The 15571-nt window shown below is 67.2% G+C and carries 12 protein-coding genes; 3 read left to right on the plus strand and 9 right to left on the minus strand.

From position 1 onward, the window contains the following. Positions 1 to 5: 5 nt before the first annotated feature. The 3 genes from AC0IYU_RS25310 to tssB all read right to left on the minus strand — a co-directional run bounded on the left by AC0IYU_RS25310 (position 6) and on the right by tssB (position 2711). The gene (locus AC0IYU_RS25310) at positions 6 to 494 is read right to left on the minus strand and encodes an Hcp family type VI secretion system effector (RefSeq protein WP_042579186.1); all 489 of its coding nucleotides are present in this window, start codon (positions 492 to 494) and stop codon (positions 6 to 8) included. A gap of 215 nt (positions 495 to 709) precedes the next feature. Beyond that, the gene (gene tssC / locus AC0IYU_RS25315; RefSeq protein ID WP_472122537.1) at positions 710 to 2203 is read right to left on the minus strand and encodes a type VI secretion system contractile sheath large subunit; all 1494 of its coding nucleotides are present in this window, start codon (positions 2201 to 2203) and stop codon (positions 710 to 712) included. Positions 2204 to 2216: 13 nt separating this feature from the next. Further along, on the minus strand, positions 2217 to 2711 hold the full coding sequence (gene tssB, locus AC0IYU_RS25320) for a type VI secretion system contractile sheath small subunit (RefSeq protein WP_472122540.1): 495 nt from the start codon (positions 2709 to 2711) through the stop codon (positions 2217 to 2219). Positions 2712 to 2981: 270 nt separating this feature from the next. On the opposite strand from tssB, the gene AC0IYU_RS25325 reads away from it, so the two are divergent. From AC0IYU_RS25325 to tssA, 3 genes are read left to right on the plus strand one after another with little or no spacing between them, the layout of a single operon-like run. Further along, positions 2982 to 4793, plus strand: coding sequence for an ATP-binding protein (locus AC0IYU_RS25325; RefSeq protein WP_472122543.1), 1812 nt, complete (start codon positions 2982 to 2984; stop codon positions 4791 to 4793). Beyond that, entirely contained in the window at positions 4790 to 5539 is a 750-nt protein-coding gene (locus AC0IYU_RS25330) for a response regulator (RefSeq protein WP_472122545.1), read from the plus strand. Before AC0IYU_RS25325 ends, AC0IYU_RS25330 begins: the two co-directional genes overlap by 4 nt. 36 nt (positions 5540 to 5575) lie before the next feature. Beyond that, on the plus strand, positions 5576 to 7156 hold the full coding sequence (gene tssA, locus AC0IYU_RS25335) for a type VI secretion system protein TssA (protein WP_472122548.1): 1581 nt from the start codon (positions 5576 to 5578) through the stop codon (positions 7154 to 7156). A gap of 53 nt (positions 7157 to 7209) precedes the next feature. Here the strand turns inward: tssA and AC0IYU_RS25340 are convergent, their stop codons facing one another. From AC0IYU_RS25340 to AC0IYU_RS25365, 6 genes are all read right to left on the minus strand, one after another. After that, complete coding sequence (locus tag AC0IYU_RS25340; RefSeq protein ID WP_472122551.1) at positions 7210 to 8847, minus strand: serine hydrolase; 1638 nt, start codon at positions 8845 to 8847, stop codon at positions 7210 to 7212. Between the two features lie 118 nt (positions 8848 to 8965). Further along, positions 8966 to 9697, minus strand: coding sequence for a carbonic anhydrase family protein (locus tag AC0IYU_RS25345; RefSeq protein WP_472122554.1), 732 nt, complete (start codon positions 9695 to 9697; stop codon positions 8966 to 8968). A 117-nt stretch (positions 9698 to 9814) separates the two neighbouring features. After that, the gene (locus tag AC0IYU_RS25350; protein ID WP_472122557.1) at positions 9815 to 11026 is read right to left on the minus strand and encodes a M23 family metallopeptidase; all 1212 of its coding nucleotides are present in this window, start codon (positions 11024 to 11026) and stop codon (positions 9815 to 9817) included. Next, positions 11023 to 13128: a hypothetical protein gene (locus tag AC0IYU_RS25355; RefSeq protein WP_472122560.1), complete on the minus strand. Its 2106-nt coding sequence runs from the start codon at positions 13126 to 13128 to the stop codon at positions 11023 to 11025. The genes AC0IYU_RS25350 and AC0IYU_RS25355 overlap by 4 nt, the downstream gene beginning before the upstream one ends. Before the next feature lie 117 nt (positions 13129 to 13245). Beyond that, on the minus strand, positions 13246 to 14328 hold the full coding sequence (locus AC0IYU_RS25360) for an AraC family transcriptional regulator (RefSeq protein ID WP_472122563.1): 1083 nt from the start codon (positions 14326 to 14328) through the stop codon (positions 13246 to 13248). 239 nt (positions 14329 to 14567) lie between these two features. Next, the gene (locus AC0IYU_RS25365; RefSeq protein WP_472122565.1) at positions 14568 to 15551 is read right to left on the minus strand and encodes an AraC family transcriptional regulator; all 984 of its coding nucleotides are present in this window, start codon (positions 15549 to 15551) and stop codon (positions 14568 to 14570) included. Positions 15552 to 15571: the final 20 nt, after the last annotated feature.

Consider the following 15571-nt stretch of genomic DNA (forward strand, 5'->3'; position numbering starts at 1 on the left):
CCCGCTCAGGACTTCGGCGCGAGCCAGGAATCCTCGGCCTCGATGCCGTCGGGATTGAAGGTCCAGGTGATCTTCTCGTAGGTGAACGCCACGTCTTCCATGTGCCCCATCTGCTTGTTCTCGGGGTTCAGGCAGTTGGGCGTCCAGGAACGGATGCTCGTGAGGATGGCGTTCTCGAGCTTGACCGTGTAGTACTTTTCTTCGGTGCCCTTGGGCGAGATCCGGTAGAACTCGAGCTCCACCGACTTCATCTGCTCGCCCGAGGTCAGCGCCTGGAACAGCTTGGGCGAGGACTTGTCGATTTCCTTGGTCAGCGTGGTCGGACCGTGGACGCGCTTGCCGGTGGGCAGTCCGGTTTGCGGGCTCTTCGGAATTTCGATCGTGTGCTCGACGGCCTGCACGAGAATTTTTCCGTCATGGCCCTTGACCTTGGTGGAGCCTTCGATCTTTCCCTGATTTTGACCTTCGAGGGTGAGGTAGCACGGCATCGGCATTTGAGTACTTTCGTTGTTCGGCAATTCATGCCGACGTTAAAACCCCGTCATTTCGAATAAAGCATTCCGCGGAATTCGAATTCCTTGTCGCAACCTGGGGTGGAGCTATTGGCTGCGTCTGGGTCAATTGTGTTGTGGCGCGGTTACCGCAACATTTCTCTTTGAACCGCTCAAGTTACCCATGCAACATGAGCGGTCAATAGCGTCATAAAGGGCTAATTCTTTTCGAGCTTGCCGACCAGCGACAGCGTGAATGAAGCGCCCATGTACTTGAAATGCGGCCGCACCTTCAGGTCGACCCGGTACCAGCCCGGCTCGCCCTCGACATCGACCACGTTGATCTCCGCCTGGCGCAGGGGGCGGCGGCTGCGCACGCCCGCGGCCGGGTTGTCCATGTCGGCCACGTACTGCCGGATCCAGAGGTTGAGCTCCTTCTCCAGGTCGGCGCGCTCCTTCCACATGCCGATGTTTTCGCGCTGGATCACCTTGATGTAGTGCGCCAGCCGGCTCACCACGAAGATGTAGGGCAGCTGGGTGCTGAGCTTGTAGTTGAGCTCGGCCTCCTTGCCTTCCTTGCTCTGGCCGAAGAACTTGGGCTTCTGCGCCGAGTTGGCCGAGAAGAAGGCCGCGTTGTCGCTGTTCTTGCGCATCGTCAGGGCGATGAAGCCCTGCTCGGCCAGCTCGAACTCGCGCCGCTCGGAGATCAGGATGTCGGTCGGGATCTTGTTCTGGATCGCGCCCATCGACTCGTACGAGTAGATCGGCAGGTCCGTGACCGTGCCGCCGCCCTGCGGCCCGATCACGTTGGCGCACCAGCGGTAGTCGGCAAAGCTCTCGGTCAGCCGCGAGGCGAAGGCGAAGGCCGCGTTGCCCCAGAGAAAGTCCTTGTTGCCGCCGGCCACGCTCTCCTGGTAGTTGAATTTCTTGCTCGGCACCGTGTCGGCCCCGTAGGGCGTGCGCAGCAGGAAGTGCGGCAGGGTCAGGCCCACGTAGCGCGCGTCCTGGCTTTCGCGGAACGCATTCCACTTGACGAACTGCGGGCCCTCGAACACCGAGGACAGGTCCTTCAGGTTGGGCAGCTGCTCGAAGGTGTCGACGCCGAAGAACTGCGGCCCGGCCGACGCGATGAAGGGCGTGTGCGCCATGGCGGCGGTGCTGGCCGCGTACTGCAGCAGCTTGACATCCTGCGCGCCCGGGCCGAACTCGTAGTTGGCCACGATGGCGCCGAAGGGCTGTCCGCCGAACTGGCCGTATTCGGCCGTATAGAGGTTCTTGTAGAGCCCCGACTTGGTGACGTCGGCGGCGTCCTCGAAGTCTTCCAGCAGCGTCTGCTTGCTGACGTTGAGGATCTGGATCTTCACGTTCTCGCGGAAGTTGGTCCGGTCGACCAGGAACTTCAGCGAGCGCCAGGCGGACTCCATGGCCTGGAATTCGGGGTGGTGCAGGATGGCGTCGACCGCGCCGCAGAGCTTCTGGTCGAGCCCCGCGATCATGTCGTCCACCGTCGCCTGGGTCACGCGCTCGACGGCGTTCTGCGGCTCGAGCAGGTGCGAAATGAACGCCTGCAGACCCTGGCGGGTGATCGGGTAGGCATCGTCGCCGGGCTTGACGCGCGCCGACTCGACCAGCTGGTCCAGCAGCGAGGCGGTGGGGGCGGCGGCATCGGCGGCTTGCGCCGCGGCGCCGGGCTGGGCTTGTGTTTCGTCCATGGCGGGCTTTCCGTTACTTTTCTTCGATGCCGAGTTCACCCAGCAGGCGCGCGCGCACCTGTTCGTCCTGCACCAGCTCCTGCACGCGCTTGCGGAAATCGGGGATGTTGCCGATCGGCCCCTTCAGCGACTTGAGCGCGTCGCGCAGCAGCAGCAGCTGCTGCAGCTCGGGCACCTTCCCGACGAGGGCGTCGGGCGAGAAGTCGTCGATCGACTCGAAGCTCAGGTTGACCGGCAGTTGCGTGCCCTCGGGGGCCTTGGGGTCGAGCTTGCTGTCGATGCCGATGCTCAGTTCGAGCTTCTGGGCCTTCAGCACGTCGTTGAAGTTGTCCTTGTCGACCGACACCGGCCTGGTGTCCTCCACGGCCTGGTCGCTGGCGCGCCGGGTGAAGTCGCCCAGCACGAGCAATTTCAGCGGCAGCTCGACTTCCGACTGCGCATCGCCGACGGCGGGGCGATAAACAATATTGACGCGCTCCTTGGGAGCGACTGATCCATCGGCTGCCATGGAAATCTCCTGAAATAAGTTGGGTGAAATCGAACGCAATGAATTCGGGAAAAAACACCATGCACGCATTTCGCTCGAATGCCACCCGAAAGTATTCGGTTCATGACAGGCGACTACGGATGTCCGTGGGCTTTCCGGAGCGGTGAAGTTTCAGGTTAAAAAGTATTTCCCCGTTAGTCGATGCATCTCAAACTTTTGTCATTTCGTCTCAACCGGCAATTGATGGACGCAGGGCAGTTAAAGTCGCGGCCCAAAATGCAACCGTTACAGATGAAAGATTCGGGCTCCACGGATTTGCGCTTCGGCGCCTCGTTGAACGCCCCCGCGGCCGGCGGCTGGAGGCGGCCGCCCGGCGTCGTGGTCGGTTGCGCCGGCCTGTCTTTGCTGCTCGGCCTTTCCTTCTTTTTTCCGGCCCATGCCGGCCTGGGGATCGCTGCCGACCCGTTGCTGTCGGCGCTCGCCTGGCCGGCGCCGGCCATGGGCGTGGCGTTGCTGTGGCGCCGCCGTGTGCGCGAGTGGCCGCTGTACCTGCTGCTGGCCGCCGGGGGGCTGGCGCTGGCGAGCGGAGCGCCGCCGTGGGCGGGTGGAGCGCCGCCGTTGGCAGGTGGAGCGCTCCCGTCGGCAGGGGCAGGCGCGCCTGCTGCGTGGTCTGCCGTCAACGTCATGCTGGCGGTGCTGACCCTGCTCGAAGTCGCGCTGGGCGCCTGGCTCGGGCAGCGCTGGATCGCGCGCGACGGGCGCCTGGATTCCTCGCGCCGCCTCCTGCTCTTCACGCTGCTGCTGCCGGTGGGCCTGTCGATGCTGCATGCGGCGCTGGCGGGCGTGCTGCTGTGGTGGGGCAGCGCGGCCGACTGGCTGGCGCCTTGGCGCGGCGTCTTCGTCGCCAACGCGGTGGCCATGCTCACGCTGGTGCCGGCGCTGCTTGCCTGGGGAACGCCGGCGGCCCACGCGGTCTTGCGCGAGCGCAGCAACTGGTCGCCGATCGCGGTCGCCTTCGCGTGCGTGGCGCTGGCCCTGGTGCCGGGCATGCACGACGAGGTGGTGCGCACGGCCCTCACGCTGCCGCTGTGCTGGGCCGCGGTGCGCAGCGGCATCGCGCTGGTGGCACCGCTGAATGCGGCGATCGCCATCGGCATGGTCTGCCTCACGCTCGCGGGCTTCGGGCCCTACGTGGAATACGGCTACGGCATGTGGACGCTGCAGGTCGACCTGATCGGCATCGCCGTGCTGTCGCTGCTGCTGGCGGTCGCCATCGGCGAACGCCAGCGCATGGCCGCCCGGCTCGACCAGGCGCGGCGCTTCGAGTCGCTCGGCTTCCTGGCCGGCGGCGTGGCGCACGACTTCAACAACGTGCTGGGCACGATCCGCGCCTGCGCGGAGATTGCCGGCGAGCGCATCCCGCCCGACAGCCCGGGCCAGGCCGAGCTGGCGCAGCTCGCGCGCGCCACCGAGCGCGGCATCGACATGACGCAGCAGATCCTGCTCGCCGCGCGCCAGGGCGATCCGGCGCGCGAGCGCGTCGACCTCGGCGCGCTGGTGGACGAGGCGATCGAGATGGCACGCCCGCTGTGCCCGGCACACATCCGCATCACGCGCGCGTCCATCGCCGTGCGAGGCGCGCCCCTTCCCTCGCCCCTGGTGCTCGCCCATCGCGGCCAGCTGTCGCGGGCGGTGCAGAACCTGCTGCGCAACGCGGTGCAGGCGGCGCGGCAGCAGGTCACGCTCACGGTCGGCACGCACGGCGCCGCGGAGCGGCGCGACGACCGCTTCGACATCGTGCTGGGCGATCCGCAGGCCGACGACGGCGGCGCGCACGGCTGGGTCGAGGTGGCGGACGACGGCCACGGCATCGCCGCCGTTCACTGGCCGCACCTGTTCGATCCGTTCTATTCCACCCGCCATGCGCAGGGAGGCTCGGGCCTCGGGCTGGCGATCGTGGCGGGCGTGGCCAGCGGGCATGGCGGCTTCGTCGGCATGGCCACGGCGCCGGGCCGCGGCAGCCTGTTCCGGCTCGAAGTGCCCTTGTTCGACACGGCCGGCGCCGTGTCCCCCCTGGAGACCCTGGAGAAACGGTCCGCATGAAGATCGAAGCAAAGAACACGCAACCCCGCGGGCCCGTGTTGATCGTCGACGACGACGGTTCGCTGGCCACGCTCCTGGGCAGCTACCTGGCGGGCCACGGCATCGAGAGTCACATCTGCAGCAACGTGAAGGAGTCGCTCGAAGCCGTCGAGCAGCGCGACTACACCATGGTGCTGCTCGACCTCGGGCTGCCCGACGGCGACGGCGTGGACCTCACGCGCCACTGGCGCCAGGAGCACCGGTTCCCGATCATCTGCATGAGCGGGCGCGAGGACGAAGCCGACCGGGTCATGGGGCTCGAACTGGGCGCCGACGACTATGTGGTCAAGCCCTTTTCGCTGCGCGAGATGCTGGCGCGCATGCGCGCGGTGTGGCGCCGCACCGACGCGATCCGCAGCCCCGTCACGCGCGGCAAGCATCCGCGCGCCTACCGCTTCGACGGCTGGGAGTTGAACCTCAACACGCGCCGCCTGCGCGCGGTCGACGGCCGCGAGGTGGTGCTGTCGCCGAGCCAGTTCAACCTGATGGTGATGTTCCTGGGTTCGCCCGGAACCATCGTGACGCGCGAGCAGCTGATCGAGCGCACGCGCGCCTTCGACGACGTGTTCGACCGCTCGATCGACGTGCAGATGCTTCGCCTGCGCCGGAAGATCGAAGCCGACCCCAAGCGCCCCGCGCTGCTGCGCACCGAGCGCGGCGCGGGCTACTACTTCGACGCGCTGTCGGTCGAGGCCATCTGGGACTGAGCGCGCCGCACGACAAGAACACGAGGAACGATCAAAGTGGACATCGCCCTGCTGGAAGGCATCGGAAGCCAACCCGTCACCGACACGCGGCCCGCGGGCGGCAATGTGCGCGAGGACCCGCGCTTCGACGCGCTGCAACTGGAGATCAGCAAGCTCTCGAACCCGAGCGCCGACGGCCAGACCGACTGGCCGCGCGTGGCACAGCTGGCCGCGCCTTTGCTGGCCGACGGCGGCAAGGACCTGCTGGTGGCCTGCTACCTCAATGCCGCGCTGCTGCAGACCGACGGCCTGCCCGGCCTGGCGGCCGGCCTGCAGGTGCTGGGCGACCTGGTCGAACATTTCTGGGACGGCATGTCGCCCCCCGTCGCGCGCTTGCGCGCGCGCCGCAATGCACTGCAGTGGCTGCTCGACCGGGCCGAACTGAATGCGCAGGAGCGGCCGTGGAGCGCGCTCGCGCCGCAGGCGTCCGCGCTGGTCGCCGGTCTTTCGGCGTCCGGCCGACGCATCGACGCCCTGCTGCGCGCCAGGGACGAAGAAGCGCCCTCGATGCGCCCGCTGCTGGCCTTGATCGACCAGGTGCCGGTGGCTGAAGACGCACCGGCGGTGGCGGCGGTGCCCGCGCCGTCCGCGACCGCTTCCAAAACCCCTTCCTCCGCTTCATCGCCCGCGGCGCCGAGCAACCTGCCCACGCTGGCCGCCCTGCCCGCGCCGGCGCCCGGAGACGACCTCGCCGGCGCGCTGGCACCCGCCTTCGCGCACTTGAACCAGGTGGTCGACGCCATGATGGCGGCGGACCCGTGCGATGCACGTGCCTACCGCATCAGCCGCTTCGCCAACTGGGCCGGCGTGGATGCGCCGCCGCCCGCCGCAGGTACGACAGGCGGCCTGACCCGAATCGGCGCGCCCATCTCGCAGGTCGCCGATGCGATGCAGCGCATGCAGGACGACACGGCCGCGCCGCTGGACGCCATCGGCTTCGCCGAGTCCCAGTTTCCGGCCTTTCCCTTCTGGCTGGACCTGCAGGCGCTCAGTGCCGCCGCGCTGGCCCTGCTGGGCGATGCCGGCGCCGCCGCGCGGGCCGAGGTCGAGCGGGCCACCTTCGCGCTGCTGCAGCGCCTGCCCGGGCTGGACGGCCTGTGCTTCGGCAACGGCATGCCCTTCGCGAGCGCGCGCACGCTGGAATGGATCGGCAGCCTGGGCGGGCCTGCGGTCTCGACCGGCGGCGCCGAGCCGGGCACCAGGGGCGACGGCCTGGGCAGCGTGGTCGCGCAGGCCAACGGGCTCGCGGCCAACGGCGAACTCGAGGCGGCCGTGGCGCTGCTGCAGCAGGCCATCGCCCGCGCCGCGGACGCACCCTCGCGGCTGCGCGCGCAGATCCGGCTGTGCCAGTTGCTCAGCCTGCACCGCGAGGGGCGTGTGCCGCTGCCCTTTGCCCGGCTTCTGGTCGAGAAGATCCAGCAGCACGACCTGGACCGCTGGGACCCTGCCTTGGCGGTCGAGGGATGGGTCGCGGCCCACGCGGTGCTGAGCCAGGACGATGCCGATCCGCTGGAGCGCCATGCGGCGCTGACGGCCATCGCCCGGCTGGACGCGGCGCGGGCAATTGCGCTGAGCTGAGCCCTCCCCTTCGGGTGCGTGCAGCGGGCAGCGCTGCTTTCAGACGCGAAGGCTCAGGGCGTTCGCGTGAACGTGCCGTGTGTGGTGTCCTCGTTGTAGTAGTCCATCGTCAGGCTGGCCGAGACACCCGAGGCGTCGGGCTTGAAATCGACCCGGGCGACGGACCCCGGTGGCGCGTTCTCGCCCGACAGGTCGTAGACGTAGGTGTTGCCGCTCCAATGGCGCATCGGGAAGGTCCGCGCACCCGTCGGTCCCATCTTCAGCACCAGGGCACCGCCGCTGGCTTCCACCACCGCGTTGCCGTAGTAGCTGCTGGCATAGGTGCCGGCATAGGCATTGAGGCCCAGCGCCGCGACCGGCTGCGACGGCGGTTGCTGGCCGGCCAGCGAGCCCTCGGGCGCGTAGAACGGCGCGAACCGCTGCGCGAAGAGCGCGATCCAGTCCTGCGAGGGCTTGCCCGATTCGACGAGTTCCTCGAAGGTCAGGTTCAGGGCCTCGGCGGCGCCCACCGGCGCTGCGTTGGTGAGCGTGACGATCGCGACGCCGGCCGCCGGAATCGCGGTGAAAGCGGTGCCCGCGCCAAGCATGAAGGCGCCCGAATGCGAAAGCTTGAGGCGCCCCGCCGTCGAGGTTCCGACGTTGAAGCCGTAGCCATAGTGGTTCGCACGCTCGGGCGGTGGGCCGGAGGTTCCCCCGTTGGCGATCTGTTCGGAGATGGCGGGCTGCAGGGCCTCGGCCGTGTACACGGTGCGACCCTTGTAGCTGCCGTTCTGAAGAAGCAGCGTCATCCAGCGCGCGACGTCGTTCACGCTCGAGCTCACGCCGCCGGCAGGCGACTGCTCATCGGGTTGGCGCTGGTACAGGGCCTGGTAGCTTCCGTCCTTCTTGACGTGCGGCGTCGCGCGGTTGGCTCGCTGAATGAAATCGGCGAAGCGCGAACTGGTGGCGTTCATGCCCACCGGCGCATAGAGCACGTTCTCGGACAGCGTGGCCCAGTCGGTGCCGTACGCGTTGGCCGCAGCCTCCGCGCCCGCCGTGAGGCCGAAATTGGCATAGCCGTAGGTAGTTCGAAAGGCATTCAACGGCACGTAGCGCATGCGCTGCAGGATCTGCTGGCGGTCGTAGCCCAGGTCCTCGAGCTTGTCGCCGACCGTGGCCGGCAGGCCGGTACGGTGCGCGAACAGATCGCCGATGGTCACCTGTGGCGTGACCGCGGGGTTCGACAGGGCGAAGCCGGGCAGCCGGTTCACGGCAGGCGTGTCCCAGAACACGCCATTGCGTCCGACGAGCCCGGCCACCACGGTCGCGGCCATGGGCTTGGACATCGATGCGAGCTGGAACACGGTGTCGGCATCGACGCGTTCCGCAGCCCCGACCCGGCGCACGCCGAAGCCCTTGGCATAGACGACCTGGCCGTCCTTCACCACGGCCACCGCCATGCCCGGAATCTTCGAGCGCCGCATGACTTCTTCCGCCAGGCCGTCGAGCTTGGCCACGGCGGCATCGATCTGCGCAGAGGAGACGGGGGTCGTCACGATCGGCGCAGGCGCCAGCGTGCCGGACGACGAAGCCGGCAAGATCGCCGCAGCGCCGCTGCCACCGCCGCCGCCGCCGCAGCCGGCCAACGCGGCACCTGCCGCCAGAAGCAGGGCGTGCGCGCAGCGGCGCACGGAAATGGGGTCAACGATCATTGGAGTTCACAGGTTGAGGGCTGCCCGGGCGCGGGCGGCCGATGGCGGTGGGCTGCGCTGGAACGAACCGGCCGGGCTGCGCAGCGATACGGCACACGGTGGTCGTTTCGCAGGGGGGCTAGACCAGCGTGACCTTGCCCGACGCAAGGTCGTACATGGCACCGACGATCTTGATCCTGCCTTCGGCCTCCAGGCCCGCCAGCACCGCGCTGCGCCCTCGAATGAGCGGCAGCGCCTGCTGCACGTGGGTCTTGGTCACGGCGTCGACGAACGCGTAGTTCCTGGAAGTGCGCGCGCCTTCGTACACGGTGGCGTCGATGGCCGACTTGAAGCGCGCCAGCAGCAGCGTGAGGTTGCCGAGCACCACGTTGTCGATGGCGCCCTTCGTGGCGCCGCAGGCGGTGTGGCCCATCACCATCACCACCTTGGCACCCGCCGCGGCGCATGCGAATTCCATCGAGCCCAGAATGTCGTCGTTCACCGCGTTGCCGGCGACACGCGCGTTGAAGGTGTCGCCGATGCCCAGGTCGCAGACCACCTCGACCGGTGCCCGCGAGTCGATGCACGACAGCACGATGGCCGCAGGAAACTGCCCGCTGGCGCTGGAGCGCATCTCGGCCAGGAAGTTGCGTTCCTTGTGCACGCCCGACAGGAAGCGGGCATTGCCGTCGAGAATTTTCTTGACCACCTGGTCCGGTGTCATGGCGTTGCGCTGTGCCTCGCTGAGCGACGCCGCCTCGGTGCGCGACGACGCGGTGCCGATGCCCACGCCCACCAGCGCCGCCGCGGCGGAGGTGCCCAGGAAACGACGGCGGTGCGGCTCGCAACAAACAGGACGCAGGCTCTTCATGAAAGTTCTCAAGGGTTGTGACTCGTCGAGTCTGTATGTAAATGTCATTGCGGCGTTAGCTTGTTCGTCTCAGGTTTTGGTCGATGCGTCTCACGCGGCTGTGGCGGTGGGACTGCTTCAAGATGGGAAATCGACGATCCAGAGATCCATCGGCATCACGTTCACGAACGTGCCCGGCGACGGCAACGGTTCGACGGCAATGGGTTTGCCGTCGACGATCGCCCGGTCGAACGCGGCGGTGGACACACCGCGCTGCAATGCGGTGAAGCCCTTCATCAGGTACGGAAGGCCGTTGGAGGCCAGCGGGGACGGGCCATCGTGCACATGAAAGTGCAGGTGCGGCTCCGACGAGTTGCCCGAGTTGCCGACCCGCCCCAGCACCTGGCCCGCAGTCACTGTCTGGCCCACCGTGACGGCCACCGAGCCCGGAAGCATGTGGGCGAAGAGCGCGTAGCGGCCGTCGCCCAGCTCCAGCACCACGTGATTGCCGTCGGCATGCTCGGGCGGCAGGTTCTCGGGCAGCGCACCCGGTGTCTGGTCTTCCAGGCCGTCGAGCGCCGCGACGACCTTGCCGCCCGCCACCGCGTGGATCGGCTTGCGATAGACGTTGTAGCTGTCGACCTTCTTCGGATCCCCGACGTAGATGCGGCCCACAGTGTCCAGTTGCTCCCAGTCGACGGCGAAACGCTGCGAGGTGAACAGCTGGCCGTCGAGCGGCAGGGTCGCCCGCACGTGGCGGGTGGAGTCGCAGCAGGCATCGCCGGCGATGTAGAGCGCACCGCGCAGCGGCGGCTCCAGGACGAGCGCGGTCGGCGCGGCGGGCACGGTGCGCGCAACGATCCCGACGAAGGGATTCCCGCCCTCGAAGGCGATGGAGAGGCGATGCACCAGGGTCTTGGGAACGGCGGCCGCGTCCTTGAAGCTCAAGTGCATGTAGACAAGGCCGCCCTGCGCCGGGCCGAGGGTGCCCGGTGCCGTGCGCTTGTCGTTCACCGCCATGCGTTGTGCGATGTCCGCCGGCGTCAGCGAACCGACGGTGGCACCCGTGCCCAGGTCGATCGCATCGATGCCCTTGACGACGGCGGTATCGCCGGCGAAGTTGTCGATCTTCAGCTCGTAGACCAGGTGGTACAGGCCGTCGGCGCCTTTCACCGGCACAGGCGTGTTCTTGACATGCATGACCACCGGCGTGACCGAGAAAGCCACGACGCCGTTGGACTGCGCATTGGCGGTGCTGCCCAGCGACATGGGCGAGCTTCCGCCGCCGCAGGCGGCCAGGGCGCACAGGGCCAGTGCAGCGGCCAGGCCATTCAAACGGGTTTTCGTCATGGCAGGTAATCGACCGGCACCGGGAAGCTCATGAAATTCTTGGTGACCTGCGGGTCCTTGACATCCCTGCTCTGGTTCGGATTGGCCCCGTCGCACCATCTCCTGGAGTTTGGATGCACCGTGCCGTCGCTGCGGACGACACTGCAGGACACGCCGGCCTGGATCGCAGCCTTGTTGCTGGGACAGTCAACCCCCGCAGCGCCCGCGGCGCAGGCCGCGAACCTGTCGATGACCTGGAAGGTGTACAGGTTGTCCTTCAGATCGGTAAAGCGCACCTTCACCGGATAGCTCGGAACGCTGCCCACGCGGAAGCCGGCGATCTTGCTGGTGGTCGGCATGACGACGTCCTGCTTGTCGGCGTTGCAGTTCGGATCTTTCGCATCCTGGTTCAACGCACACACGCCGTACTTCTTGATCAGCGACTTGCCTTGGCTCACCTCGTCCGGCGAACCGATCGCCAACGCGAAGCCATCCAGATAGCTGAATTGCTTGGGGTTCTCCAGACCGTTGGGCCCGCCCACCACGAAGACCAGGCCGTCGCCCAACTCGCTCATGAAACCGACGGCATCGTCGACCGAGAAGCCGTAGGCATTCATCTGCAGGCTCTCGTGGATCAACGAGACATACGGGTTGAAGTTCAGCTTCGGATCGTTCTGGACCGCAGCCTGCTTGTAGTTGTATTGCAGGTCGTGGATGTACATGGGCTGGATCGCTTCGTGCGTCCATCCGGGAATGCTCGTGTCGGAGAGCTTGTTGTCGTTCGCGCTGCAGCCTTCGTTGAAAGGAACCCAGCCGTAGATGTGCTTGAGCGCCTCGATGTAGGTGAAGACCGGCTTCTCGGGCGTCGAGGTCTTGCATGCAGTGCCGGTGTGCAGCGCCAGGTACTTCTGGTGGTTCTGCGCGAAGAACTGCTTGACCGCGTCCATCTTGGTCGCCATGTCGGCCGGGCAGCTGACCGTTTGCGTCACATAGGCGCTCAGGTCTTCGCCCCCCCAGTTGACGCACGAGCCCCACAGGTTCTGCATGCGCTGAACCGCATCGCCGTAGTGCAGGTTCTTCTTTTCGTCCTCGGTGCATTGGCCGGCGATGCACTTCTGCACGGTCAACACCGGCACGCCGCCGTTCGCGGGCTTGACCGGCACGTTGTCGATGGCAGGCACCACGCCTTCGCGTTGCGCGAAGATGTTGTAGCCGCCCGGCAGCTTCAGGGAATTCAGGTTGTAGACCGGCCATCCCTTGCCTGTGTCGGTGCCCATGAAAGCGCCCAGCGCATTGGCAAACGCGGGCAGGGATTGCACCGAGCCGCTGTATCCGATGTAGGGATTGTTCTTGGGGCCGATGCCGATCGGCAGATAGACGTGGTCGACGTACGAGATGTTGTAGCCGACGTTGTCGGGCTTCAACAGCGGCTTTTGCCCGGCCGGAATGACGGCGTCGCCAAACGTGTATTCCGACAACTGGGCGTAGATGTTCTCGGGGAATTGGACCTTGCTCGAATAGACACTCAATGCGCAGTTCGTGTTCTGCCCCTTGCAGGTGACGGCAGCCGGCGTGTCCAGCTTCTTGTCCTCGTCCTGGCGCAGCCTCTCGTTGCTGTCGGCCAGCACGACCCGGCCGCCGTTCCACCAGGTGATGAAGTTCTCGGTCGACAGTTCGCTGTAGAGCGGAAGCGTTACCGTCACCGACGAATTGACCGGAATGCCGGCTCCTTCGTTCACGTACAGCTTGTAGACGCTGGTGGTCGGATAGAGCTTGTCATCGACACGGAAGCAGCCGCGAATCCACTCGTTCTTGGCGTTCTCGCTCGTCGAGAGGACCGGATAGATTACCCGGTCGGAATTGTTGTAGACCGTGATCGTCTTCGGCTTGACAGTGACGTCGTTGCCGTCGAAGTCCTTGCAGGTGACGTCGGGTGACGGGCCTGCGGTGCCGCCTCCCGCGTCCGCCGCAGGCACGGCGGGCAGGAAGGCCGATGCGTAGGAAGCGCCGCCTCCGTCTCCGCCTCCGCAGGCGGACAAAGCCACGGCGACGGCGAGCGTGCCGGCGCGCAGCAAGGACGACGCAAAGCCGTTCTGTGCCTTCGTGTTGGCTAGACATTTCATTCAATTTCTCCAGGAACCAAAAACAAGCGATGGGTCGGATTTCGATTTTCCGAGGGCAGGCGCAGCGCGGGGGCCGAATGTTTCATACGCAATAAATTGCGAATGAAACACGGCCGGCTACTTCTCCAGGCCTGCTGCCGCGCGAACGTCGCGCGGCGCAAGGTTGAACCGCTGGCGAAACAGCTTGCTGAAAACAGCCGGGTCCGAAAAGCCGCATGCGTGGCCGATCGCACCGATGCTCAGCCGCTTGCTTTCCGATTGCGCCAGGTAGCCCATGCTTTTCTGCAAACGCTTCTCGCGCAAGGTGCCGTGCACGCTGGTCTCCTGCGCGGCGAACAGCCGATAGAGCTGCGCGCGCGACATGCTGGTGCCACGCGCGATCTCCGCCACGCTCAGGTCGTTGCGGTGCAGGTTGTGCTCGATGTAGCGATGCACCGACCGCAGCCGTGCCGTGTCGGGGCCCGCGCCGTCCGCCGCCAAGGGCGCGAACACCACCTTGAGCAAGGCCTCGGCGACCTGGACGATGCTGCCGGCGACCTCCGCGAGCTCCGCGGCGCTCAATGTGGTGGCGTGGGCCGCGAAGGTGTTGAGCTGTGCCGCGAGGAACGGCGCGAGCCCGAGGTGCTCCAGGCGTTGCGCGGCGCGCGCTTCGGTGCACGCCCCCTGCCCCAAGACCTGCGGGTCCCGCGCAGAAGACAGCCGCACATAGCCGAAGCGGGCATCGTCCCAGTGCCCCTGGGGCGGCTGAAGGCTGTTCCAAAGCAGGACGCTGCCGGGTCCGAAATGGGCGGGGCCTTCGCCCGGCTGTTCGAGGACCAGATGGCCTTTCTCGATCACCCAGATGCTGACGCCGGCGTCGCTCGCGGCGCTGTCGGTTGCAGGCAGCGCGCGCATCTGCGATGGCGGCACTTCGCAATGGCCGACCCAGCCATGGCGGCCCTCGAAGAAAAAGCTTTTGGCACGAAACGAACGGGCGGCAACGATCTCCAGGTTCATGGGCGCCGGGAGCAGGGTCGTGTGTTCGTCTTGCTTGGCGACCGGCTCGGCACGCTCCAGCGTCGGTGCCAGATGCCACGCCATCGCCGCGGGCTCGCGCAAGCGGCCGCCCGGCGCTTCGCCGAACAGGCACGAGGCGTAGCGCATCGCCACCGCCGCCGCCCCCAGGGCCTGCGCCCGCTGCGTGCCTGCCGCCTCGGTCATGCGCGGACCTCGGTGGGGCAGCTTGTCGCGCACGACTGCGTGCGGCAGGCGGCGCGGAAGGAAGTGGAGGGCATCGGGTTCAGTGGCATGAAGTCGGTTGCCAAGGACGATAGGAGCGGCCCCTGCCCCCGACAAGAACCGAACACGACAGCGCCACTATCCCTGCGCGCCACAGCCCCCGCGCACAGACAACCGCACAGCCACGCGCCCGGCGAGCACGCGCCGCCGGACAGGCCGCCTCAGCGGGCCTGCTTGAAATCTGCCGGCGTCTTGCCGGTCCAGCGCTTGAAGGAGCGGAAGAAGGAGTTGGGCTCCGAGAAGCCGAGCAGATAGGCGATCTCGGTCAGCGTGGCGCGGCCCGCCGACAGGTAGCGCTGCGCCATTTCGAGGCGCACTTCGTCGAGCAGGGTCGAAAAGCGCACGCCCTCCTCCGCCAGCCGGCGCTGCAGCGTGCGGGCACTGAGAAAGAGCGCGCGCGACACGCTCTCGATGTCGGGCACATCGCCATGCAGCTGCCGCTCCAGAATCTCGCGCACCGCCGCCGCGGTGCCGTTGCCCGCAGCCCCGTAGGTCTGCAGGTCGCGTTCGGCCGCGTCCTCGAACATCGCCGCCACGCGCGGGTTGGCGCTGACCAGCGGCAGCTCGAGGTCGGCACGCCGGAACACGATGCTGTCGTGCGGCTGGTCGAACAGCGCCGTGCAGCCGAAGGCGCCGGCATACAGCGCGTGATACGACGGGCGCTCCTTCAGGGTCAGGCGCACCGGCACGATCTTGAACTCGGTGAAGGTGCGCCCGAAGACCAGCAGCGTGCCCATCTGGATGTCCAGCCGCGTGCGGCTGTACGGGCGCAGCGGCCCGTCATAGCGGATTCGCACCTCGCACTCGTCGGCGCCCTGGTGCAGGTCGATCTGGCAGGCCGACACCAGCGCGTTGTAGCGGGCAATGCGGGCCAGCGCCGCGCCGAAGTCGGAGCTCAACATGCCGGCGAACCCGACCACACCGAACAGTTCCGAGCGCATCGGCTGCAGCCCGACGGCCAGACCCGCCGCCGGGTTGGCGGCCTTCTCGTACATCACGACGAAGACACGGTCGGCCTGCTCGCTGGTGAGCGGCTTCCTCAGGTCGTCGGTCTCGAGACCGGCGAGCGCGGCCACCTCGTCCAGATGGATACCAGCCTTTTGCAGGCTGTCGAGCATGTTGAAAGGGAGGCGGGCCAGCGTCATGCAATGGGTCGGAGGAGCCC

The sequence above is a fragment of the Variovorax sp. AC103 genome, from assembly GCF_979254005.1.

Bases quoted from the DNA above. Each gene is read 5' to 3' on its own strand.
- AC0IYU_RS25310 (WP_042579186.1), bottom strand. From the start codon at position 494: ATGCCGATGCCGTGCTACCTCACCCTCGAAGGTCAAAATCAGGGAAAG.
- tssC (WP_472122537.1), bottom strand. From the start codon at position 2,203: ATGGACGAAACACAAGCCCAGCCCGGCGCCGCGGCGCAAGCCGCCGAT.
- tssB (WP_472122540.1), bottom strand. From the start codon at position 2,711: ATGGCAGCCGATGGATCAGTCGCTCCCAAGGAGCGCGTCAATATTGTT.
- AC0IYU_RS25325 (WP_472122543.1), top strand. From the start codon at position 2,982: ATGAAAGATTCGGGCTCCACGGATTTGCGCTTCGGCGCCTCGTTGAAC.
- AC0IYU_RS25330 (WP_472122545.1), top strand. From the start codon at position 4,790: ATGAAGATCGAAGCAAAGAACACGCAACCCCGCGGGCCCGTGTTGATC.
- AC0IYU_RS25340 (WP_472122551.1), bottom strand. From the start codon at position 8,847: ATGATCGTTGACCCCATTTCCGTGCGCCGCTGCGCGCACGCCCTGCTT.
- AC0IYU_RS25345 (WP_472122554.1), bottom strand. From the start codon at position 9,697: ATGAAGAGCCTGCGTCCTGTTTGTTGCGAGCCGCACCGCCGTCGTTTC.
- AC0IYU_RS25350 (WP_472122557.1), bottom strand. From the start codon at position 11,026: ATGACGAAAACCCGTTTGAATGGCCTGGCCGCTGCACTGGCCCTGTGC.
- AC0IYU_RS25355 (WP_472122560.1), bottom strand. From the start codon at position 13,128: ATGAAATGTCTAGCCAACACGAAGGCACAGAACGGCTTTGCGTCGTCC.
- AC0IYU_RS25360 (WP_472122563.1), bottom strand. From the start codon at position 14,328: ATGACCGAGGCGGCAGGCACGCAGCGGGCGCAGGCCCTGGGGGCGGCG.
- AC0IYU_RS25365 (WP_472122565.1), bottom strand. From the start codon at position 15,551: ATGACGCTGGCCCGCCTCCCTTTCAACATGCTCGACAGCCTGCAAAAG.